This window comes from Candidatus Micrarchaeota archaeon, from assembly GCA_021163225.1.
In the GTDB taxonomy this organism is placed as follows: Archaea; Micrarchaeota; Micrarchaeia; order Anstonellales; family JAGGXE01; genus JAGGXE01.
On sequence record JAGGXE010000052.1, the window covers coordinates 12,896 to 33,878 of the forward strand.

Consider the following 20,983-nt stretch of genomic DNA (forward strand, 5'->3'; position numbering starts at 1 on the left):
TTCACACCTGAAGTTTAAGTTTCAGAAGGATTCTGTTGACTTCTTTGAGTATATCCTTTTCCCTTTCATTGAGTTCTGTTCCGAACCGTTCTGTCAGTATACGGATCTGGTTTAACGGTATATACGAGTAGAGGGTCGAATCTTCGGTCACATCCTTTCCGAACACAACGTCATCCATCGAGATAGCAACCTGCATACCTCCTACTGCCTCCTGGATACTGTTACCTTCGGATTGTATCCCTTTTATCTTACCTATTATTTTACCGTCCTCGGTCATCAACGTATACCCAGGTTTTATCTTCCCTCCTATGACCTCTATTCCGAACACTGCAGGTTTTGAAACTCTGAAACAGCAACCCGATAGAACCTTTATCTTGGCCGGCCATTGGATGTTCGCTTCCAACATCCTCTTTTCTCTCTCTTTTTCTTCTTTGACCCATATCTTATACCTGTCCACGAGGTCGTAAACAACATTACTCTCTATGATCGGGATCTCCTCCTTCTTCGCAGTTTCGCGGGCATCTTCAGTGACTCCTACGTTGAACGCGACCACAACACCCAAATACTTGTCCTTATCCCTAACACTTTCTGCTTCTATCACATCCTTTTTCGTAACCTTACCGATGTCCACAGACCTTACAGGTATATTTTCATTGTTGAAGAGTTTGAGTAATGCTTCAGCAGACCCTAACGTGTCCGCTTTTATGATCACTCCTTCCTTTTCCGATTTGACCAAAACGTTGTTGACGGTTGAATACAGTTTTTTGCTCAGTTCCTTTTCATCGACCCCTTCATCGACCCCGCTGAAAGGTGACCCGGGAACAACATCTTCTATGTCGGCGGCAAGTATCTTGACCCCTGCAGCCGCTACGGCTTTATCTATATTTATAAATCGTTTATCTCCTTTAGCCTGTCCGGGAAGCACGGGTTTGAACAACCCGCGCACCTTGACCTTTTTTGTACCCGTCAGTGTAACTACCATTATTGTGTCCCCTTTTCTTAACGTGCCGTCGTAGATGATCGCATCGACAGTTGTTCCCAACCATCTGTCCTCTTTGACTTCTAGAATGGACCCTTTTGCAGGTCCAGAAACCTCTAATTTGAGGTTTTCCTCGAGATACTTCTGGCTCAAACCGGCAATGTACAGTAGGAATTCCGCTAACCCTTCACCGGTTTTTGCGGATAACGGAAATACCATAACCTGTTTTGTAGGGTCGGTGATCCTATCAAACCGTTCTGCATTGAACCCGTATTCTGCGAGCCTGCCTATTATCTCATACAACCGTTCATCGAGAAGGCGTTTCGTTCTTTCGTTCTGTCTGTTGAAGGATTCCGTGAAAGAGTAGGTATCCTGCGGTACCCATCCTTCTATCAGGTCTATCTTGTTGGCCGCTACGACGAAAGGTACCCTGTGTTGTTTAAGTATGTTGATCGATTCTACCGTTTGATTCTGTATCCCTTGCATTACATCTATGACAAGAACACCGAGGTCGGCCAATGCTCCGGACCTTTCTCTCAACGATGTGAAGGCTTCGTGACCGGGCAGGTCTATGAACAATAACCCGGGAATCTTCAGTTCGATACGGTACCTTTCGATGATCTTCCTGCATATCTTTTTAACAACTTCGATTGGAACCTCGCTTGCGGAGACATGCTGCGTTATGGCACCCGCCTCTTTCTGGGCGACTACCGTCTGTCTGATCTTATCGAGTATCGACGTTTTGCCATGGTCAACATGCGCGAGCATCGAGATGATAGGTTGTCTCAACATGTTCTAATGATTCCACCTCCACATTTAAAATCCTTAGGATGTTTTTATGAGACGGATGCTTTATGAGACATTGTTACGGCAGATTTAAAAACATATCTTATCATCATATATAACATGCCGAGTTATCGCTCAACCGGTGGAAAGAGGGTTGAGAGGTCCGAAGAATATTTTCCAAAGTATTTCGTTTCCGTTGAGAAGCAGGGACATTCTCACCCACTACGGATAGCAAAGGTTCCGGCGCCTTTGTTAGAGAAAAAACTCGCTGAACGACTGGCAGACGACCCGTATCCTCTGAAACCGTTCAAATCCTACAACATAAGGGTGGAGATCGACGGAAGAAGGGATATATTGCCTATGAAGGTGTTCGTGGTTCCGACGGATGTGCAATCTCTCATCGGTTTGGACGGCATGTATCCGATCTATCCGCTCATCATAACGGCCCGGCATTTCAGTTATCTTCCCGGACATTTCAAGAGGTCGCGTATCCGGTACGAGATGGATAGGATACTTATGCGATGGGCGGACCACGGGTACACGGCTCATGTTTATCTCCCTTCTTATTACCAGAGGTCGGATGAACGGTTCTCCTTTGGTGAGTTTAAAACCTTCTTGGAATGGTTGAACATCTGCACAACTCATTCGAATAATCTTGGGAGAAAATTTTCCGTGACGTTTTTCATCCATCCTTCCTTCCCTATCGACTTATCAGCCCATCTCCCACCTCCTCACAGGGTCGAAATCAAAGAGTATAATTTGACAGTGAACGGCACGTTTTGGGTAGCCAGACGGTTCGATAACAAAGCAGAAGTCCTTGTTTCTTCATACCGTCCGTTCATCGAGACGGAAGAATCTTACGAATCATTCGTATTCTTCTTTTCGCCCCTTTACGAGGTTAAAGAGTTGTTTCAGACCGCTGATAGGGTCACATAGATTCCAGAACATGTTCTATGTCCGACAGTTGTGCAATGTAGGCATCCGCACCAGGTAATTCGTCTTTAGAAAATGTGTTGGTGACGGCAACGACAAACGCACCAGACCTCACGGCGGATTTTACTCCTATGATGCTGTCTTCAACGATAACCGTTTCCTCGGGTAACGTTTCCATGATCGTCATTGCGTACATGTAGGGCCACGGGTCCGGTTTACCTCTCAATATCTCATCTCCGGTTACCACTACTTCGAAGAACTGTCGAAGTCTTTTTCTTTTGAGCAGACGTTCGGTCAGCCATCTGTCCGTGGATGTGACCAATCCCAACAGATACGATTTTTTGAGTTTTCTGAGCGTTGTTATAACGGTTGGGAACAGTTTCGGATCGTTTTTGAGATAGAGTAAACCCCTCTCCCTTTTGAACCGTTGCCCCAACCGCTCCGGTAACCCCTTTTTATACAGGTACTTCAATATGTCCTTCAACGGTTTACCTCGGATGTGATTGTCGTACTCATCAGTGTTCCATACCAACCCGTATTTTTTGAACAGATGTTCGTGTACCTTTATCCATGCAGGTTCGGAGTTAATCAGTACACCGTCCATATCGAACAGTATCGATTTGATCATCTGACCCACCGGCAATAGAAGATTGTTTTGTGAGCTTAACACGAGTAAACCTTTTATAAATGTTGTGTGTGTAGATAAAAGATAAATTTTCAAACGGTTTTTGGAGGGAGCATATTTGTTATGGATGTAACCTAGAGAGTTTTGAAATTTTTTGGAAGTGATGATTATGAAGTTTAAGTTTTTAGGTGGTGCGCGTCAGGTCGGAAGAAGCGCGGTTCTGGTGGAGACAGACATACGGTTTCTTTTAGATTACGGTGTAAAAGTGGAACACGGGGAAGGTGAAAACATATTCCCCGAACCTTTCGGTGACCCTGTCGAGTTGGCAGTGATATCGCATGCTCATCTTGATCATTCTGGTTTTATCCCGGCACTTTTCGATACCGGAAAACCGCGGATTTTAGGCACTCCCCCTTCCAAAGCGCTCATAGAACTTTTGTTGGAGGACTCGATCAAACTGATGGAGGAATTACCGTACAAGCTGTCAAGTTTTAAGAAATCTCTCCGTCATTTCCAACCCATAAATTTTGATGAAACCTTCTACCGTGGTGATACGACATTTACCCTTAGGTATGCTGGGCATATTACTGGCGCTGCGATGATAGATGTGGAATACAAAAACCATCGTATCCTTTACACCGGCGATTTTAGTTGGCGTGAGACGGAACTTCACAGCAAACCCGACTATCCGCCGGACAGGGATTCCATAGATATACTGATCATAGAATCAACGTATGCAAACAGGGACCATCCGCCTCGCAAAGACCTTGAGAAGGCTTTTTATGAAGATGTGCGTTCTACCTACGAATCAGGTGGTCATGTTCTCATACCTGCGTTTGCTGTAGACAGACAACATGAAATAATAAGCGTCTTACGGAAATACGATAGAAAAAACAGACTACCCATATACATGGATGGGATGTCTAAGAAAGCCACTAAGATTATGATGAGGTATCCCGAGTATATAAAGGATTTTAAGACGTTCAAACGCAGGATCGAATCCGCTACACCGGTTACAAGTTCGCGGATGCGTGCCCGTGTGTTGGACGAACCCTGTGTTATCGTTTCGACAGCAGGGATGTTGTCAGGCGGTCCTGCACTCTACTACATTCTTCGTCTCAATCCTAAATCAAAGGTTATATTTGTAGGATACTGTGTTGAAGGAACGAACGGGTGGTATCTCCAGAATAAAGGCGTGTTCTTCATGGAGGACGGTACAGAAGCACGGGTTGACCTTCCGGTCGAATACTACGATTTTTCTGCGCATGCGGGTCGTAGCGAACTCTTCGAATTCGTACGCGGTGTAAACCCAGAGAAAGTGTTTGTTATGCACGGTGATGAAGACAATGCGGTGGATTTTGCCGATGAACTTGCATTGGAAGGTTTTGATGCGGTTGCACCTAAAATCAACGATACTTTTGAAATCTAAACCTAGGTATTGCGAATCGGTACTCACACGTTTCTGAGCCTGACGTCCCTGACAAACTTTTTGCAACGGGTTGCGATACCTTCCAACACTTTTCTACTGTACGGAGGGATCTTGTTAAACGATGGGTCGATCAACGAATCGCTGTGTTTGAACTGTTGGATATAGTATCTTTTAGCACCTCTTATCATCTTTGCAATACGCACTACATCAACAGGTCTGTGAATCGTAGGTACGACCGTTGTTCTGAACGCGTATTCCTTCATACCCCTTTTAATAAGTCTGATACTTCTTTTGATATCTTTGATGTCCACATCGACACCAGTAGCCCTCTTGTACAGTTCGGTATTGTATCCTTTCACATCCATCTCTACGTAATCGATAAGGCGGTGTCCTATGAGATGTTCCAGCATGTCCGGGTTACTACCGTTCGTTTCCAAGGCAACAGAAAACCCCTCCTTCTTCACCTTTTCTAGAAAATCGGGTAGTTCCCTATGTATCGTGGGTTCACCGCCCGACACGACTAAACCGTCTATCCAATCCCTGTGTTTCCGCATATAGTTCAGGACTTTTGTTTCGGAGATTTTCGGTAGAGCAGGAGAATTGAACACCAGGTCTCTGACATAGCACCAGGGACATCTGAAGTCGCATCCCCCGGTGAACGCTATGCTTGCAACCTTGCCAGGATAATCTACCAGCGACAGTTTTTTGAACCCCCTAAACCACATCATACGTCTTCCTCTCCTTGAACTCCTGTTGTTTACCCGGATTCCAGTTGGATACTGGTTTGAAGTATCCGACTACCCTGCTGTATACCTCAGTTCTACCGTGGCATATCGGACATTCATGCTGTTCACCAGCAAAATAACCGTGTTTTGGGCATACAGAATAGGTGGGTGTGATGGTTATGTAGGGAAGTCTTGTGTTAAACATGACCTTTTTAACAAATGCTTTACAACTGTCTGGGTCGCATCGTTCACCGATAAAGGCATGGAAGACGGTTCCTCCGGTATACAAGGTCTGTAAGGATTCCTGGTGACGCATTGCATATATCACGTCATCGGTTTTGTCGACAGGTAACCAAGTAGAATTGGTGTACCGCGGCACTTTCTCGCTTGCAGTGATGATCTTAGGATACTTCTTCTTATCGATGAGTGCCAGACGGTAAGAGGACCCTTCGGCAGGCGTAGCTTCCAGGTTGTACAGGTTGCCCGTCTCTTCCTGAAAATCACTCAACCTTCTCCTTATGTATTTCAGTACCTTCTCAGCAAACCGTTTGCCATGCTTAGTAGATATGTCTTCGCCGAAAAGGTTCAAACATGCCTCGTTCATACCTACCAATCCGATGGTAGAAAAATGGAACTTCAGGGTTCCGAGATATCTCTTCGAGTACGGTATCAGGCCGTTATCCATGTTCTTTTGGACCAGTTTTCTTTTTATCTCAAGGGAATCTTTGGCTATCTCCAACAGTTCGTCCAGTCTATCGAAGAATTCCGATTCGTCTCTTGACAGATAACCCAACCGTGGCATGTTGATCGTTACAACGCCTACAGAACCGGTCATTTCACCAGAACCGAACAATCCACCGGTTACGTTTCGTCTTAACTCTCGGAGGTCGAGTCTAAGGTGACAACACATACTTCTAATGTCGCTGGGGTCCATATCACTGTTCACAAAGTTTGAGAAATACGGAAGGCCGTATTTGGCTGTTACTTTGAATATTAGGTCCGCGATGTCCGAATTCCAATCGAACTCTTTAGTTATGTTGTACGTGGGAATGGGGAAAGAGAACGGTCTACCGCGCATGTCGCCTTCGAGCATTACCTCCAGAAACGCTCGGTTGAACATGTCTATCTCATCCTGAAAATCTTGGTATGTGTCTTTCTGTGTTTTGCCGCCTACGATGACCGGTTCTTGTTTGAGGTCGTGAGGAGGTATGATGTCAAGTGTTACATTTGTGAACAGGGTTTGACCGCCCCAACGTGATGTAACGTTCAGATTGAATATGAATTTCTGGATATCCTGTTTAACCCGCTTGTAACTCAACCTGTCTTTTGCGATGAACGGGGCGAGGAACGTGTCTACAGAGTTGAACGCCATCGCACCCGCCCATTCGTTCTGTAACGTACCCAAGAAGTTAACAGATTGCATCAATGCGGTATCGAAATGTTTTGCAGGAGCGGATTCGACCCTACCCTCTACACCGTTGAACCCTTCCATAAGGAGTTGTCTTAAAGACCATCCTGCACAGTATCCTACAAGGCCAAAGGGTAGGTTGTGGATATGCAGGTTACCGTTTATATGCGCCTTTGATATCCTTTTAGGATACACCCTATCCAATACGTATTTCTCTATTACGTTACCCCCCATCCTGAGGAAAAGTCCGCTGAAAGAGTACGCAACATTACTGTTCTCCCGAACTATCCAAGAGGTTTTATTGAGATAACCCTCAACCCATGCATCAACATCAGTCATACAGAGGAATGAAAGATGTCAAGAATTTTAAAACTATCGAAGATGTGCGTTTTTGTGATTTGAATAGATCCGGATTAACCGTGGGAGAATTAGGTTTTCCGCCGAACTGTCTACCTACTCTCACTACACTTTCCTTTATCCTTCTGCACATATCTCCAAAAATTTATCCATAAATCATGCCCATAAACATTGAAAGGACCAAATGCTCGCGACATATCCTGCCGCATTTTCAAACCCTTACTCCGAACATTGTCAGATGCTAGAATAAGAGATCATCTGATGAGCAGCCCTACCCAGCATGTTTGTTACAATCTTGCTGAACTCTGTTCAGCATGTTCTACGAACACACACATTTTTAAAATTTCTCTGGTTTCTAATTTTGGTGATCAGATGGATAAGAAGGTAGTTCTTCTAATCTTGGCCATGTTTGTTGGTTTGATCGTAGGCAAAGGGATTATGGCTGACCTTCCTGTCGTCTCGAGTTCGAAAGCACCTCCCACTCCGGACTTTTCCACGTTCAAGGTTGAGGAACTTACTGCTGGTAACTCTAAACTCATGTTGATCAACTGTTCTCCTCCATACCAACCCTTCACCCTTCATCTGAATAGGGGATGGAACCTCATCTCTATACCGGGATGGGACCCCACTGGTAATCAGTTCACCAGCATGTTCCCACCGACTGTCTTCGGTGCTTACTACTACGACCCGTGGTCTCGGTCTTATAGGATTACTTCTCGTTTGATTCTGTGTTACGGATACTGGGTCTTCTCAACAGATGACCAAGATGTAGATATGTGTATCAACCCACAGTGCGTCTGTTGTTATAACCTCACAACCGGTTGGAGTATGATAGGTGCTCCATGGGGATTGAGTTCCCCGGGACCTGGTTTCTATTTCGGTTATGATAGTAGTACACACAGTTATTACACCCCTTCCAACTTAGAAGGTGGAAACGGGTACTTCTTCTATAACTCAGAGAGTTCTCCGTACTTCTGTATCAACTCAACATCCTACCCCTGTGTTAACCGGACAACAACCTTGATCATCTGTGAGAACCGAAGTATAACCATACCTCCCGAGTTCTCAGATGAACCGTTCACACCCATCCATAATTATACTGAGGATGAATGTTGTTGGTGTGTTGAAGGGTATAACTATCTAATCTCTCGCGGTTATTCTGTATCTCCAGACTGGTGGTTTGACGATTGTTGGGCGATAGGTCCAGCCTCCTTAGCCTACCAGGTGACTGGAAATTCTACCCTTGTGAGTCAACTGTTAGCCTATCTCAACACAACCTGTATCCCCACCGAGTATTTTGGGAACGAATCGGAAAATGAAAGTTGTCTTAACATCTCAGTAGATAAAGGATGGAACCTCATCTCTTCGCCCTATCAAGATACAAAACTCCATCCTTCGGGAGTTGTCTATTCTTATTCTAACGGTAAATATCTTCCTGTTAAGGTGATGGTTCCCGGTATGGGGTATTGGTATTACTCTAAGGTGAGACAGAACCTAACCCTCTGCGGTAAACCGACCGATATCAAACTAACCATCTCTAAAGGACGATCGTACATCGGAGTTCCTGATGACCTATCAGTATCAACCCTTCAGTCTCAGGTTAAAGGTAAACTGTTGGTTTACGAATATCGGAATAGAACATATTCAACAGTAGATGTGTTACATCCTGGGCATGGTTACATGGTTGAATACGACGGTCCTGAAACTACACTTATCTTATCTCACGCGCGACCAAGACCCGAATGGCCACCTGTGTGCGTACATGCAACTTCATATCGACTTGAACCAGGAACCAACATTATCTATATTCCAATAACAACTGCAAGTGGAATTTGGTTTGACAGTTATTCTGTTGGATCTTCCCTTCCACTATCTACAAGTTCTCTCCCATCGTATATCAATGTCTATCAGATTACACATTCTCCTTGGGGTTGGGGCACGTCCCCTGTCACTTCCTTAGATGGAAGAGGAGCGTATATTATAGGCAATGCTGATTCAAGAACGCATGTGCTAACTATTTGTGGTAACAGTTGGTTGTGTAGAGATTACTCTTACACCTCTTTCCTTAATATTACTTTGAATTGTAGTGACGAAGGTGTTTGGATCCCCCTGTTTATTCCGTATTTAGATAGACCTTCGGACAGAATAACTGTAGGCGAACTTGCAAACTGCCTTGGGTCTGACCATCCTACACTTTATGAATTAGATCCTTCTACACCGGTAAGCAGCATAGGATCTCATACAAGTGAAACGGGTGATGGTCTTCTGCCAGTACCAAGTTCCTACCCGATTTTTGGAGGAGGCGTTTATTTTGTTCATTATCCAGATTGTGATTTAGGTTATCTGTCTACTCTCGGGGGTAGGTTCTCCGATTGTCTAGATTTTTGTGATTATGAATGTGTGGACGAAGACCATGGTATTAATTCATACATAACTGCCTCTACATATCTTCAGAGCGAAACTGGAGATGTTTTTAGTATGCATACTGACAGATGCGTGCCAGATGGATCACTTATAGAGTACTACTGTTACAATAATACAATACAGTCTACAACAGTCCCTTGTGTTGAGGGTTGTTTTGAAGGATCATGCGAGCATACATGCGAGGATCACGATTCAGGTCTCGATTACTTCACACCCAGTTATGTAACAACCGAATCTGGCGATATGGATGATTACTGTAATTTGGACCACACAGGTCTGTTTGAATCCTACTGTAATGATGACGATATACCTATGAGCGTTTTCGTGCACTGTACTTGTATGGAAGATTCTTATGGTCGCGGATATTGCACGGAGGAGCCGGAAGAACCTCCTGAAGGCTGCACAGATTACGACGATCTCTACAACCATAATTCACCAAACGAGCTGTTAGAGGGTTCTTCTGCAGCAGACACTACAGGATACTATTATGACACATGTGTGGATGATCATACAATTCAGGAAGCGAACTGCGGTCCGGATGGGTTCTATTACTCAACCGTGCCATGTCCGGATGGAACCGTCTGCATAGAAAGTCCTACTGGTGATTACTGCGGTACTCATTGTGGTGACGACATCTGCGAGCCCGAGTATGGAGAAGATATACACACATGTCCAGAGGACTGTGGTTGTGTTCCAGAACCCGGTTTTGAAGGTATAGAGACTACTAAATATTTCCCTCTGAACGTGGAGGTGGCGATATACTGGCATGACATGACTTTCCTCCATTCATTTGAACATAACCCGAACTACTTCCTGGTAACCCAAGAGGAGATCTATCCAGGTGATCCAACACCACCTGGTGTTCCGTCCGGTAGGTACACACACTACACAGTAAGGATGGAGGACGTTCTACCCGGGGAATGCGATCTGAACGATTTTGTGATGGACATCTATTTAGAACCGTACGGTGGAGATACATCCTTAGGACGAGATATATATTTCGTTAAACGTTCTTCAAGTTCCGCAGCTGAGTTCGATATCGTTACTGTAACCTTTCACAACACAGTAATAGGACTCTATGATTACGACGACCCGCATTGTTCAGGAGACGGAACAACTCCTTGTAGAACGCGAACACATACAGATCCTCTCTTAGGTGTAACTCTTTGGAGGAATGCAAATTACGGTGTACCACCCGGGTCGGTCAGACATCTGAAGATCTGGCAGGATTGAGAATGTCCTGTCTCAGCGGCTCAGCAACCGATGTTTTCTGATATAGACGTATATGAAGATTACTGTTATGACTATCAGACACATTTCCATTAATAGATGGAAAAAGGTACATAGGATTTTCCTCTGACCTCAACACGGTTTGGGAACACTTCAACAGCATAAGAAAAAGAAATATTCCCCCGATATTCATTCCCGTTAAGTCTTGCAATATTTACGTCCGGGACAACAGTTATTCGGTAGATCTGTATCTCTCCACCATCGTAATGTTTTCGGTTTGCAACATAAAAGAACGACTTACCGTTTTCCATCCTGCTCGCAGGTTCAACACATTCCCCGATATCCATCTCATCGGCATCCTTAGGTTTTATTACCAGAAAAAAACTGTATCTGTTAAAGTAATGTCTGATAAAATGATGAGATCCCATTTTCCATAATGCCTCTAATACTTCCGGGGACGTTCTGATGTTTCTACGAATCTCCCATTTGCAATTGTACGGTGAGTTACATCTGTTCCACATTTTATACGCTTCTCCATCGACTGTATCAACCGAAACACGCGTATCCAACGGCATGTGAAAATAACTGGTATAAGGATAACCTTCTCCTTCAATATCAAAGACCCACACCTCTTCGTCCTCTCCGTAGAGTTCTTCAAAAGGAACGGGATGTTATCTTCGTTGAAATAGGTGAGATTAATCTCTCCTCTCCTTTGCACCCTCGCCGATCCACTCGGTACGCCTCCCGATGCACCGGCATAGGTTAAAGCTATCAGAAGGACACAGATGATCACAGTAAAAAGTTTATGCATGATATTGCTGACTGACACACATTAATAAATATTGCTTTATTGTTTTCTGATTCATGCCTTTACGGTCATTTGGTAACCTCTCCAGATCGTATTTGTGAATAATTCTTTATGAAATTAATCCATGACTCGAAGACGAAGTAAAAAGAGAGGTATACGGGTTGGTTATCTGGGAGACATAAGTACGGATGGGAGAATGAAGATGAGACCAAGGATAGCGGTATAAAACGTAATCCTCTACATTGAGTTAATCAACATTTATTCACAATCGCACTTCATACTTAAGCGTGCGAAAGGTTTAAATAATAGAAAGATTTTTAAATGATCGTTTCACAAACTTTTATAAAACTTTCTTTTATGCGAGGTGGGTTTATGGCTTCATCGAGGAGCGGTTCTGCAAAAAGGAGGTCTAAAACGAAATCAACCAAATCCAAATCTTCTTCTGCAAAGTCACGGTCTCTTCCCAAAACACCTAAAAAGCACGTGTCCGAAGAAATGCAGTGTCCTGTCTGCGGTAGCACCAACATTAAGATAGATTATGAGAGGGGAGAGGTCGTGTGTGGTGACTGCGGATATGTGGTAAGTGACCATATCATTGATTTCGGTCCGGAGTGGCGTGCGTTTGACAGTGAGCAAAGGGAGAGGCGTGCGAGGGGTGGTGCACCCATTAGATACATGCGTCCGAACAAAGGTTTGGTGACAGAGATCGACCAATACAACAGGGATATTCGTGGTGCTAAGATATCTCCCAAGAAACAGGCTCAACTCCATAGGATCAGGAAATGGCATAAGAGGACGTCCGTGGCAAGCCCTATGGAACGTAATCTTACCATCGCTCTCGGCGAGTTGGACCGTATAGCATCGTATCTCGGACTGTCCGAAAGCACAAGGGAGACGGCGGCGCTTCTTTACAGAAAGGCCGTCAAAGCAGAACTGATCAGGGGACGGCTTATCGAGAGCGTTGTGGCTGCGGTAGTGTACGCGGTGTGTCGGATGCAGGGAATTCCGCGGACGCTTGACGAGATAGCACAGGTCTCAGGTATCGAGAAGAAGGAAATAGGTCGTGCTTATCGTTTCCTGAGAAGAGAACTGAATCTGAACGTTCCGTTGACAGACCCGGCCAGTTATGTGCCGAAGTTCTGTTCCGCACTAGGTTTATCCGGCAAGGTGCAGGAGAAGGCGATCGCTTTGCTTAAGAAAGCCATGCGTAAAGGACTGATATCGGGTAGGGGGCCTACCGGCGTAGCGGCAGCGGCCGTGTATATAGCCAGTGCTATGATGGGTGAGAGAAGGACGCAGAAGGAGGTTGCGGACGTGGCGGGTGTGACAGAAGTAACGATCAGGAATCGGTACAGGGAGCTTAAGAAGGAACTCAAACTGAAAGTAGAACTTTAACATCTGTATTCTTCTTTTTTTGTTCCTGTTCTTTCAATCTACCGCATCGTCTCTCTCTTCAAAACACTGCTTGTAATAACCACTGTCCGGGTCATCCGGATAGTAACTGTAACATCCTTCACCGTGTTTGTCAACATAGGCATAGTACAAGGCGATGATCTTGTCAGGGTCCTCAAACACGTCACCGGCGGTACCGGAATAACTCCTCACAACGTTTCTGCAATCTGTGTTGAAGAGAAATCTTTTGATCTTGTCCGGACTACCGCAACCGTCGTGAACACCCGTCCCTCTGCGTGAGAAGAACTCATCGATCAGGTCTTCCATTTCTAATTCGCCGTTGACGTATCCGTAGACCGCAAGATAATTGATCACCCAGTCCCTATCTTTTCTTTCATCCAATCCTATATCTTCAAAATCGAGTCCGTCATTCTCTGCGTTGTCAAGGACGTACGAGAACGCTTCGTGATACAGGTTTGCCATTTTTCTACCTATCTCCGGATAGTCATCACCTGTTATGTTATGGATTGCGTACATGAGGAAGGGGTCAACATCGTACCTGTCCGATTCTACTACTAGGTAGTTCCCCTTATCATCGTAGTCCCTAAGAGTCAAAGAGCACACCGCAATACCCGACCCCCTCTCTGGTGCGATATAATTGTCAATATAATCATCGTGTCTAGCCCCTATACTTTGAGCCGGTGACCCGCTCATCGCATTCTTCAGATTTGATGGCGGATCATCGTGAACATCGCACGGCATGAACGTACCGTTCCATTTATGTGATGCGATGAAATCGTTGCCCATCGGTAACAGAACGTCATCCAGTATAGAATCGTTGTACGAATATGTTGCTTCTGCAGGCGGTTTAACCGACCCGTAGAATACATCTATCACAGATGCACCAAGCCCAGTATGAAGATAACAGGAGAGACCGAACCCGTTCCACGGGAACACTACTTCCGAGACCATCGATATCGGTATTTCCGTAGAACCCGTTTTCAGCAGTTTTTCTGTATAATACCCGTAATGGTTGACCAACCATGCAGTGGCCTGAAGTCTTCTTATCTGCGTCGGATCGCTCCCGTCCACGGCTCCGAAGTACTGATTGAACACCCCAAACCCGGATACGTTACAATATGGATTGTTGTTATAGGGTTCGTTGAAGTTGCAGACATGCATACCGAACACGCCGCTCGCAACAAGGTTCGGAATATCATGATAAAATATGTTGTACGTATGAGCTATTGTTTGGTCTGTCCAGTTGCACGTGTTAAAGGTATTGTTTCCCGGTCTGCCGCCGACGAAAAGGAGAAATGTCGGTTTATGGAAGGTTTTCACACGCATCCGCGACCTGATCATCACCTCTTTAGCCGCGTAGTACCCGTCGCATTCCTTCAGGTTGTTCAGTATCACACCGTCGGCTATGAAATCCACACAGTTTGTTTCGTTCATGATTCCGTTCCAATCAGCGCACGGTTCGGGTAGGTTATGAGTGTTCGGGTCCCTGCCGTAGACCGTAACGTTCAGTACGTAATCCGACACCTCTTTATCTGTAGAATTCAGCCATGACTGGTTGTAGGGTATCAACGGCGGCATTACACCTACAAGACAGGTCGGACATATGCGTTTGATATGTTCAGCGGCGCGTCTGACAGTCCATACATCGTCGTTGGATGGGTTATCCGGCACGCGTAACACGATCATGACAGGTCCGACAGGTTCATCCCATCCCACCGTATCGTTAGCGGACATTATGAAAGCAAGAGATTCAACCCTACCGATGTAATCATCGCGTAATACATGGGGTTGGATCGGCGGGACTACGTACACGGGTATTTTATTGAAATAGAGGGCGGTTTCCGCACGTTCCCTTTTCGGAAGTATGAATACTGTTTCGTTGTCCGGTTCGAGCCATTTGACAGCCGAGACAAATGAGTAGTTGAGGTACCATGCCGCGTATATCGCTTCCCCGAAGGAGGACCCTTCGCCCACCATGAAATTTATCGGTACACCTCCGTAGTCGTCCAAACAGTTTTCAATACAATCTTCCCCGACATCGTTGCATCCCGAACAGGTGACGAAATCGCATCTCTCACCTTTGAGTGTGGTTTCCGATAGACCCAGCCACCTCCATAAGAAGAAGCCGGACTTATTGGTACAACCGAGCACTACGCATCTCCCTGTATCTGTGCATACGTCCGTCATTATATCTGAGATGTTCCTCCATTCCACCGTCTTTAGAGTTGTAGTCCCTGTCTCATACCCCAAAGAGGTGTTGATCTCCGGCAACGTTGCCGGACCTTCCGTGCATCCGGAAACGAAGACCAGGAGTGTAAAGAGAACTGTTGCTAAAGCTAACGACGACCGTCTCATTATAAAACACCTTATTCAATCTCAGACATCGATATTATACCTTTCCTGAGCATGTGGATGATCTTGGAGATGTCCCTCTCATCGAGCCACACTTCTCCGAGATACCTGTATCTGGCAGCGTGACCGATAGCCTTTGAATAGTCCAACCTTTCGCCAGGGATCAGACGGACCGTCCTATCTTTAGGAGAGAGAAGAGTGAGTTTATACTTCGGTGTCAGCCGTTCAGGTCTGAATACGAGTTTCGGCGGTATCTGTTCATCAGGGTTTACAAGTATTCTTTCACCGGACATTGATAAATAGTACGGCAGTTCTGAAAGCACGTCCTTAACCTTCGGCGCACTCCTTATCTTACCGGGCTTTTTCGTCATCAACTCTTCTGTCAACATCCTGTCTTCGAAATGTTCTTCGAACAGTTCATCCGCGTGTTCCGAGTACATCGCTCCAAACCTGAGGTACGCTTTCCTCTCATCTTTCGTTTTCTCTTTAATCTCTTCGAATATCTCGCTCAACGATTTATCCCCTTCCACAGGTATATTGTTCAATCCTGTCTTTTCTAACGCGTTATAGTACGCCTTAATGATGTTCACCGCTCCGTTGACCTCCGATTCGTGTGCCTGGTAAGAGTGTCGGTAGGTGTTCTGTAGCGTTGTATAATACTTCTCCAGTACTTCGTCTTTGGCAGTCCACCGTTTAAACCTCTCTTCAACATCCTTTCTTATCAAATCGATGTTAACCGTTCCGCCGGCACGTAACCTGTTGGCTATCTCAACATCGGTAATCGTTCTTACCATATGTGGCCTGTTAATCTTTATCTGTTGTTCCATCCTTTTGATCTCCTTCTCTATCTCTTTCAACGCCTCTTCGTAAGGTTTACCTGTTGACTCAAACGTTTCCTTGGCTATCTGCGATGCGTTGGTTTTTATGTACAGGTATTCATAAGGGTCTGGTAAAGGTTGAAAAACGTCTGCCGAATCGAACAGTACTTGCTGTATCTCCCTACGCATTCTTGTCCCGAGTGTTATAAGAGATGCAAACATCTCCCTATCTATTTCCAATCCCTCTTTCTCTGCTTCTTTTACCATTCTGTTGACTTTAGCAGTGCTTGTGCCTTTCGGGACGGTATGCTCAAACATCCAGTTCCATTCCTGTGTTTGTCTGTTCATATACTCGTTTACTTTGACGTATGCGGCAAGCGGGTTCGTCTCAGATGTCTCGATGTTTCTGACGTTGTGGAGACTGTTCGTTAACGCGGTGCGCACCAAGTTAACCGTCTTCTTCTGAGTCGGCGATAACGTTTCCAACACTGTTTTGCTTTCCATAAGTTTGAGCACTTCTTCCGCCTTTTCGAATTCGTTGGTAGTCGGGTCTGCAAGTATTGTTCTGAGCCTATGTTCCACGAATTTCTTTGCTGTCTCATCCCGAACATGTCGGATCAGGAAAGATGCTGCCACATCAGCAGTTCTTCTATAGTAATCGTTCACGACCTCTGTAGGGTTGGATAGTTCTTTGATTGCTTCCTCAATGTATGCGGGCGGCATCTTCATAGGTCTTTCCAGAGCAACCGCTAACGTAGATGGAGCATGTGCAGCCCGCCTTCCGAACTCTTTAGCGCTTTCGATGGCCTCTTTTCTGGCGATATGCATCTTCACGTAGGAAGAATGCATCACCATCGTTCCGATAAGAGGTACCTTTTCAACCATTCTCACCCATCTCGGTAATCCCCTTGTCATCTCCCGGTATTTTGATAATGCTTCTTCATATTCTGCTTTGCTCACGATATAGGCATTGGTCTTCCTGTTCAACAGATCAAGAAGTTGTCGGTAACTCTTCCCGCGTGATTCTATTATCAGTTCGTCAAGCTTTTTATCCGACACCATGTCTGCCAAGACTTCACTGCTCGGGAGTTTTCGCTTACCTTCTAATATCATCACAACATCTTTATACCGTTTTGCGAATAGGAGTTTCAGCATGTATATCTTTGCCACCGGCGATAAACCGGATCTTTTTATCCGTTCTATAAGACTCCTTTCCCGTCCGCTTCTGGCAGTTTTGTATGCGTGTTTATATGCATTCTTGAGCACAGTACCTATACCGACGGCACGTAACGCCTTCAACGCCTTCCTAACCTTTTTCCGCGATTTTATCAGACCAGCCGCACTCGGCAACTCAATTCTACTTCCCATGTCTGCCTTGGGTAACGGACCCGGGAGTTTTGGTGAGGTGATATCGAACACTGCAAACGGGTTATCCCCTGAATAGAACATCGCCGCGAACAATAAACCGAGTATGATGAGAACGCCCACACATGCGGGCACGATATTGGGATTCTGAAAGACGTCGTTGAGGATATCTCCGAGGTTCTTAGCGTTGACCAGAACGAGTTGCGTATGCGGTAACCTTATCAATTTTTCGGACGGTTCGTAATCTCCGTACCCGTCAAACCTTATTCTGATGCTTGCCACATCCGGCCTGTCAACAGGGACAACGCAGTCAACCTCGCCGGATGCATTGGTTATTCCTGGTGCACATCCGGGTACTGGATATTCTCCAGAACTGTTTATTATGCTTACCGTTATGTTCATGGACGGAATGGGAATGTATCTGCTGTAGGGATTTATAAGATAATCCTCGTATGTCATCGACTCGTTTGCCCTCACAAGTTTGACTATGAGATGCGTTTCTCCGTCTTCGTGCCTGATCATCGGAAAGAGTTCTGTCGATACACTGTTAACCGTAGCGATCAGTAGAAGTATAGTGACCACTGTTACCGTATATTTAACATCGACACCTTTCGCAACACGTCCCATTAGGAACACCGATATATTGAGACAGGTCTTCAAATATAAATTTATCCTCGTGCTCATCCATGGTTACACCTTTTTTGCCTCTTCTATTATTCAAAAGATTCTTTCATAGATACGGTCAGCAGACGGTCCGTGGATTCCGACACGTAAAGGTCTATATCTTCAGTGCTTTTTCTCTTACTAACTGGGAATGATTTTCTACATCTTCCTTGGTCGTTTTTGTTTTTACTTCCATGCTAAAACCTCCTATTTTTCCTGTTGTTTCATAAACAACCGTTTGTAGATGGCCCTCAATGTATCTATTCCTTCACGATAGGATGTCCTGAGTTCTGTAAGGTCCAGCGGTAAACTGTTCATTGCTGTTGTCCCATATTCTATCGCCCTCTCAAAGGCGACCCTGGCTTGCTCTTCTGTTAGCAGATGGAAGTTCTTCTCAATAAATTCACACATCCCCATGAACGCCATGCTGGGATTATCTTTATTGGTTTTGTCATAGAGTTTGATCACCCTGTTAAAATATTCCTGTTTAAGCGAATCGTCTATCTCAGAGAAATGATCGCCGATGAACGTCGCGGATAAGAGCGGGTCGCGTTCATAAATCTTAAGATGATCTGAAAACTCCTTCCATGATATGTGTGGTTTTTCTACCTGTTCTGTTTTGCCTTTTGATTCCATACTTTCTTTGACCTTTCTAACCGCCGGATGCATCTCAGGATATGCTGCTGTAATCGTGGACAGAAGCACAGCAAAGGTAGCAAGTTTTCTAATCATCTTTCGACCAGACTTTTTAGTTTGTTTTCTTTTTGGATTTTGTTCAGATGTCCGAACGTCTTTCATGTGTATCATCTATAATTTGACATATTTAAAGGTGTAAGTAAGACCAATATCTTCCAATTTCCGATTACTTTTCCGTTACTGCCATAGTTTACCATACACAACCACAATATTTATATATAACAAATGTATTATATATAAATAGGGTGGTAGATGATGTACGGATATTATGATGTGAAAAGGTTGGGTGTCGGAAAAGGTATGGTAAACCAGAGGAGGGATACCGTGCCTATAGACATCAAACCTCATCGGGTCAAATTCTCACATCCCAAATACTATGTTCATTCGTTACATCGGCGAAAGAAAGTTGAGAACGATTTTGCCTACAGAATGTTCATGGCTTCAAAAAGACCTCGTCCTAAGAGAATAAAGTTGTCTTTAATATCATTGGAAAACAGTAACAAAACAGAAAAGGTGGATTTTCTGGTCATCACTGTAAAAAATGTCTCAGGAGTTGTCGGTGTAAAAGTAGGTTATACAAAGGATAAAAATTATGATACTGCGGACAACGAGTTTCTCGTCCCAGATTTTGACGAGAACGGAAAAGTTAGAGGATTCTTTATCTGTAAAAGTACGGGGTTTGAAAGCATCATACAACGGTCGATTGAGAACAATGTTGGGGTGGAGAAGGCTTTCTTCGATAGGATCATCGAGGACTGACCTTTGGATGTCCTAAGAGTCCATCGGTGAACGCACGGGTGCGGTTTTGTAGTAAATTTTAAATAACCTTCCTTTTAAATTTTGAACATGGGTAGAGGATTTGCCTTTTCGTTTGATGCATTCGTAGCGTTCATGCTTGCCATGGTTGTCATAGCCACATTGTTTGCATTCGTTAACAAACCGTACGGTTATTACGATGAATACAGACAGATGTATCTGATAGGAAGGGATACCATAGAAACCATGAGCAGGGCCGAATATTCAGCAAACCGGACGTATATGGAGGAGTTTGCCTCGCAACTGGATTCTTCTCCTGAGGGGGCTTGCAACCTTGTCCGCAATTTTATCCCTGTACAGTATGCATTCAGGATTGAAGAGTACAACAACGATACCGACTCCTGGGATTTAGTGTGCGAGAAAAAGAGGTTGGAAGGAAGCGAACATACCCATCTAGGATGCGATGATTTTGCAAAACTTAAAGTCACATTACCGTTCATCGTAGTTGAAGATTCTGTACCTCCGTCAACTGATCAGCAGTACGGGTACAACGGATGCACCGGTGAATGGACACCCTGCGCCACACCGGAATCGGTTTTCGAACCGGGTTCTTTAGAGAATAGATTGTTACGGTTGGTGATCTGCGTATGAAAAAGGGGTTTGCATTTACTCTGACGATGTTGGTGGTGATGTTCTTTGTGGTCACGGCGGTTACTTTGTGGGCGCAGGCCCAGGAGCAGAAAGAGAAACAGATATCGCAATCTATGAAATACTATGTTGTGTCCCAAGGTATGCAGTTGTTGAACGAAGAAGTGATCACACGGTTCTCCAACAGGTCCGCTTACTACGCATTGTACAAACTCGCTAACTGGACGGTTGACCATCCTTTGAGAGAGGGTGGAGACCTGCCGACAACCATTGGCGGACCGCTGGATCATAAAGATGTTGCCAATGTAAACAAATCTATATACATGTTGATGATGAACGGCACTGCCGAAGAAAACCTTTTTACCGACAATGATGCGCTTAAGTACACACCCGAAGAAAAGAAGGAGTATACGTTCAACGGGTTCGTCAGCAAGGTTGAAACATCGTGTAACGCGCTCGGTCTGAACTGTTCCCTCAGTCAGCCCAGAAACTTCTCCTTTATACAGGTCGACCCATGGACGGTTCAACTGTATTTTGAAGTGGACAGAAACATTACAACTCTGGACGG

General features: G+C 44.9%; 15 protein-coding genes. 7 read left to right on the forward strand and 8 right to left on the reverse strand.

Features of this window, described 5'->3' with window-relative positions; genetic code table 11:
• Position 1 precedes the first annotated feature (1 nt).
• Complete coding sequence (infB, locus tag J7K41_03745; protein MCD6549789.1) at positions 2-1,771, reverse strand: translation initiation factor IF-2; 1,770 nt, start codon at positions 1,769-1,771, stop codon at positions 2-4.
• Between the two features lie 114 nt (positions 1,772-1,885).
• Between infB and J7K41_03750 the strand changes: the two genes are divergently transcribed.
• Positions 1,886-2,701, forward strand: a complete 816-nt coding sequence (locus J7K41_03750) for a hypothetical protein (protein MCD6549790.1) — start codon at positions 1,886-1,888, stop codon at positions 2,699-2,701.
• Here the strand turns inward: J7K41_03750 and J7K41_03755 are convergent.
• On the reverse strand, positions 2,694-3,326 hold the full coding sequence (locus J7K41_03755; protein ID MCD6549791.1) for an HAD family hydrolase: 633 nt from the start codon (positions 3,324-3,326) through the stop codon (positions 2,694-2,696). The two genes, J7K41_03750 and J7K41_03755, sit on opposite strands and share 8 nt — an antisense overlap.
• 166 nt (positions 3,327-3,492) lie before the next feature.
• Here J7K41_03755 and J7K41_03760 point away from each other — a divergent pair, with 166 nt between their 5' ends.
• A complete protein-coding gene (locus J7K41_03760) occupies positions 3,493-4,752 on the forward strand; it encodes an MBL fold metallo-hydrolase (GenBank protein MCD6549792.1) in 1,260 nt (419 codons plus the stop codon).
• Between the two features lie 23 nt (positions 4,753-4,775).
• On the opposite strand, the gene J7K41_03765 is transcribed toward J7K41_03760, so the two are convergent.
• Positions 4,776-5,480: an anaerobic ribonucleoside-triphosphate reductase activating protein gene (locus tag J7K41_03765; protein MCD6549793.1), complete on the reverse strand. Its 705-nt coding sequence runs from the start codon at positions 5,478-5,480 to the stop codon at positions 4,776-4,778.
• A complete protein-coding gene (locus tag J7K41_03770; protein ID MCD6549794.1) occupies positions 5,467-7,224 on the reverse strand; it encodes a ribonucleoside triphosphate reductase in 1,758 nt (585 codons plus the stop codon). The genes J7K41_03765 and J7K41_03770 overlap by 14 nt, the downstream gene beginning before the upstream one ends.
• A gap of 390 nt (positions 7,225-7,614) precedes the next feature.
• On the opposite strand from J7K41_03770, the gene J7K41_03775 reads away from it, so the two are divergent.
• On the forward strand, positions 7,615-10,899 hold the full coding sequence (locus tag J7K41_03775) for a hypothetical protein (protein MCD6549795.1): 3,285 nt from the start codon (positions 7,615-7,617) through the stop codon (positions 10,897-10,899).
• Positions 10,900-10,988: 89 nt separating this feature from the next.
• Here the strand turns inward: J7K41_03775 and J7K41_03780 are convergent, their stop codons facing one another.
• Positions 10,989-11,471, reverse strand: coding sequence for a hypothetical protein (locus J7K41_03780; protein MCD6549796.1), 483 nt, complete (start codon positions 11,469-11,471; stop codon positions 10,989-10,991).
• 605 nt (positions 11,472-12,076) lie between these two features.
• Here J7K41_03780 and J7K41_03785 point away from each other — a divergent pair.
• Entirely contained in the window at positions 12,077-13,099 is a 1,023-nt protein-coding gene (locus tag J7K41_03785) for a transcription initiation factor IIB (GenBank protein ID MCD6549797.1), read from the forward strand.
• A 33-nt stretch (positions 13,100-13,132) separates the two neighbouring features.
• On the opposite strand, the gene J7K41_03790 is transcribed toward J7K41_03785, so the two are convergent.
• From J7K41_03790 to J7K41_03800, 3 genes are all read right to left on the reverse strand, one after another.
• Positions 13,133-15,472, reverse strand: coding sequence for a hypothetical protein (locus J7K41_03790; protein MCD6549798.1), 2,340 nt, complete (start codon positions 15,470-15,472; stop codon positions 13,133-13,135).
• 11 nt (positions 15,473-15,483) lie between these two features.
• Entirely contained in the window at positions 15,484-18,279 is a 2,796-nt protein-coding gene (locus J7K41_03795) for a hypothetical protein (GenBank protein ID MCD6549799.1), read from the reverse strand.
• Positions 18,280-18,522: 243 nt separating this feature from the next.
• Entirely contained in the window at positions 18,523-19,113 is a 591-nt protein-coding gene (locus J7K41_03800; GenBank protein MCD6549800.1) for a hypothetical protein, read from the reverse strand.
• 150 nt (positions 19,114-19,263) lie between these two features.
• On the opposite strand from J7K41_03800, the gene J7K41_03805 reads away from it, so the two are divergent.
• The 3 genes from J7K41_03805 to J7K41_03815 form a co-directional block, all read left to right on the forward strand.
• A complete protein-coding gene (locus J7K41_03805; protein ID MCD6549801.1) occupies positions 19,264-19,770 on the forward strand; it encodes a hypothetical protein in 507 nt (168 codons plus the stop codon).
• An 87-nt stretch (positions 19,771-19,857) separates the two neighbouring features.
• Positions 19,858-20,418, forward strand: a complete 561-nt coding sequence (locus J7K41_03810) for a hypothetical protein (GenBank protein MCD6549802.1) — start codon at positions 19,858-19,860, stop codon at positions 20,416-20,418.
• Positions 20,415-20,983: hypothetical protein (locus J7K41_03815; protein ID MCD6549803.1), on the forward strand; the 569-nt coding region annotated here is incomplete at its 3' end. The genes J7K41_03810 and J7K41_03815, both read left to right, overlap by 4 nt.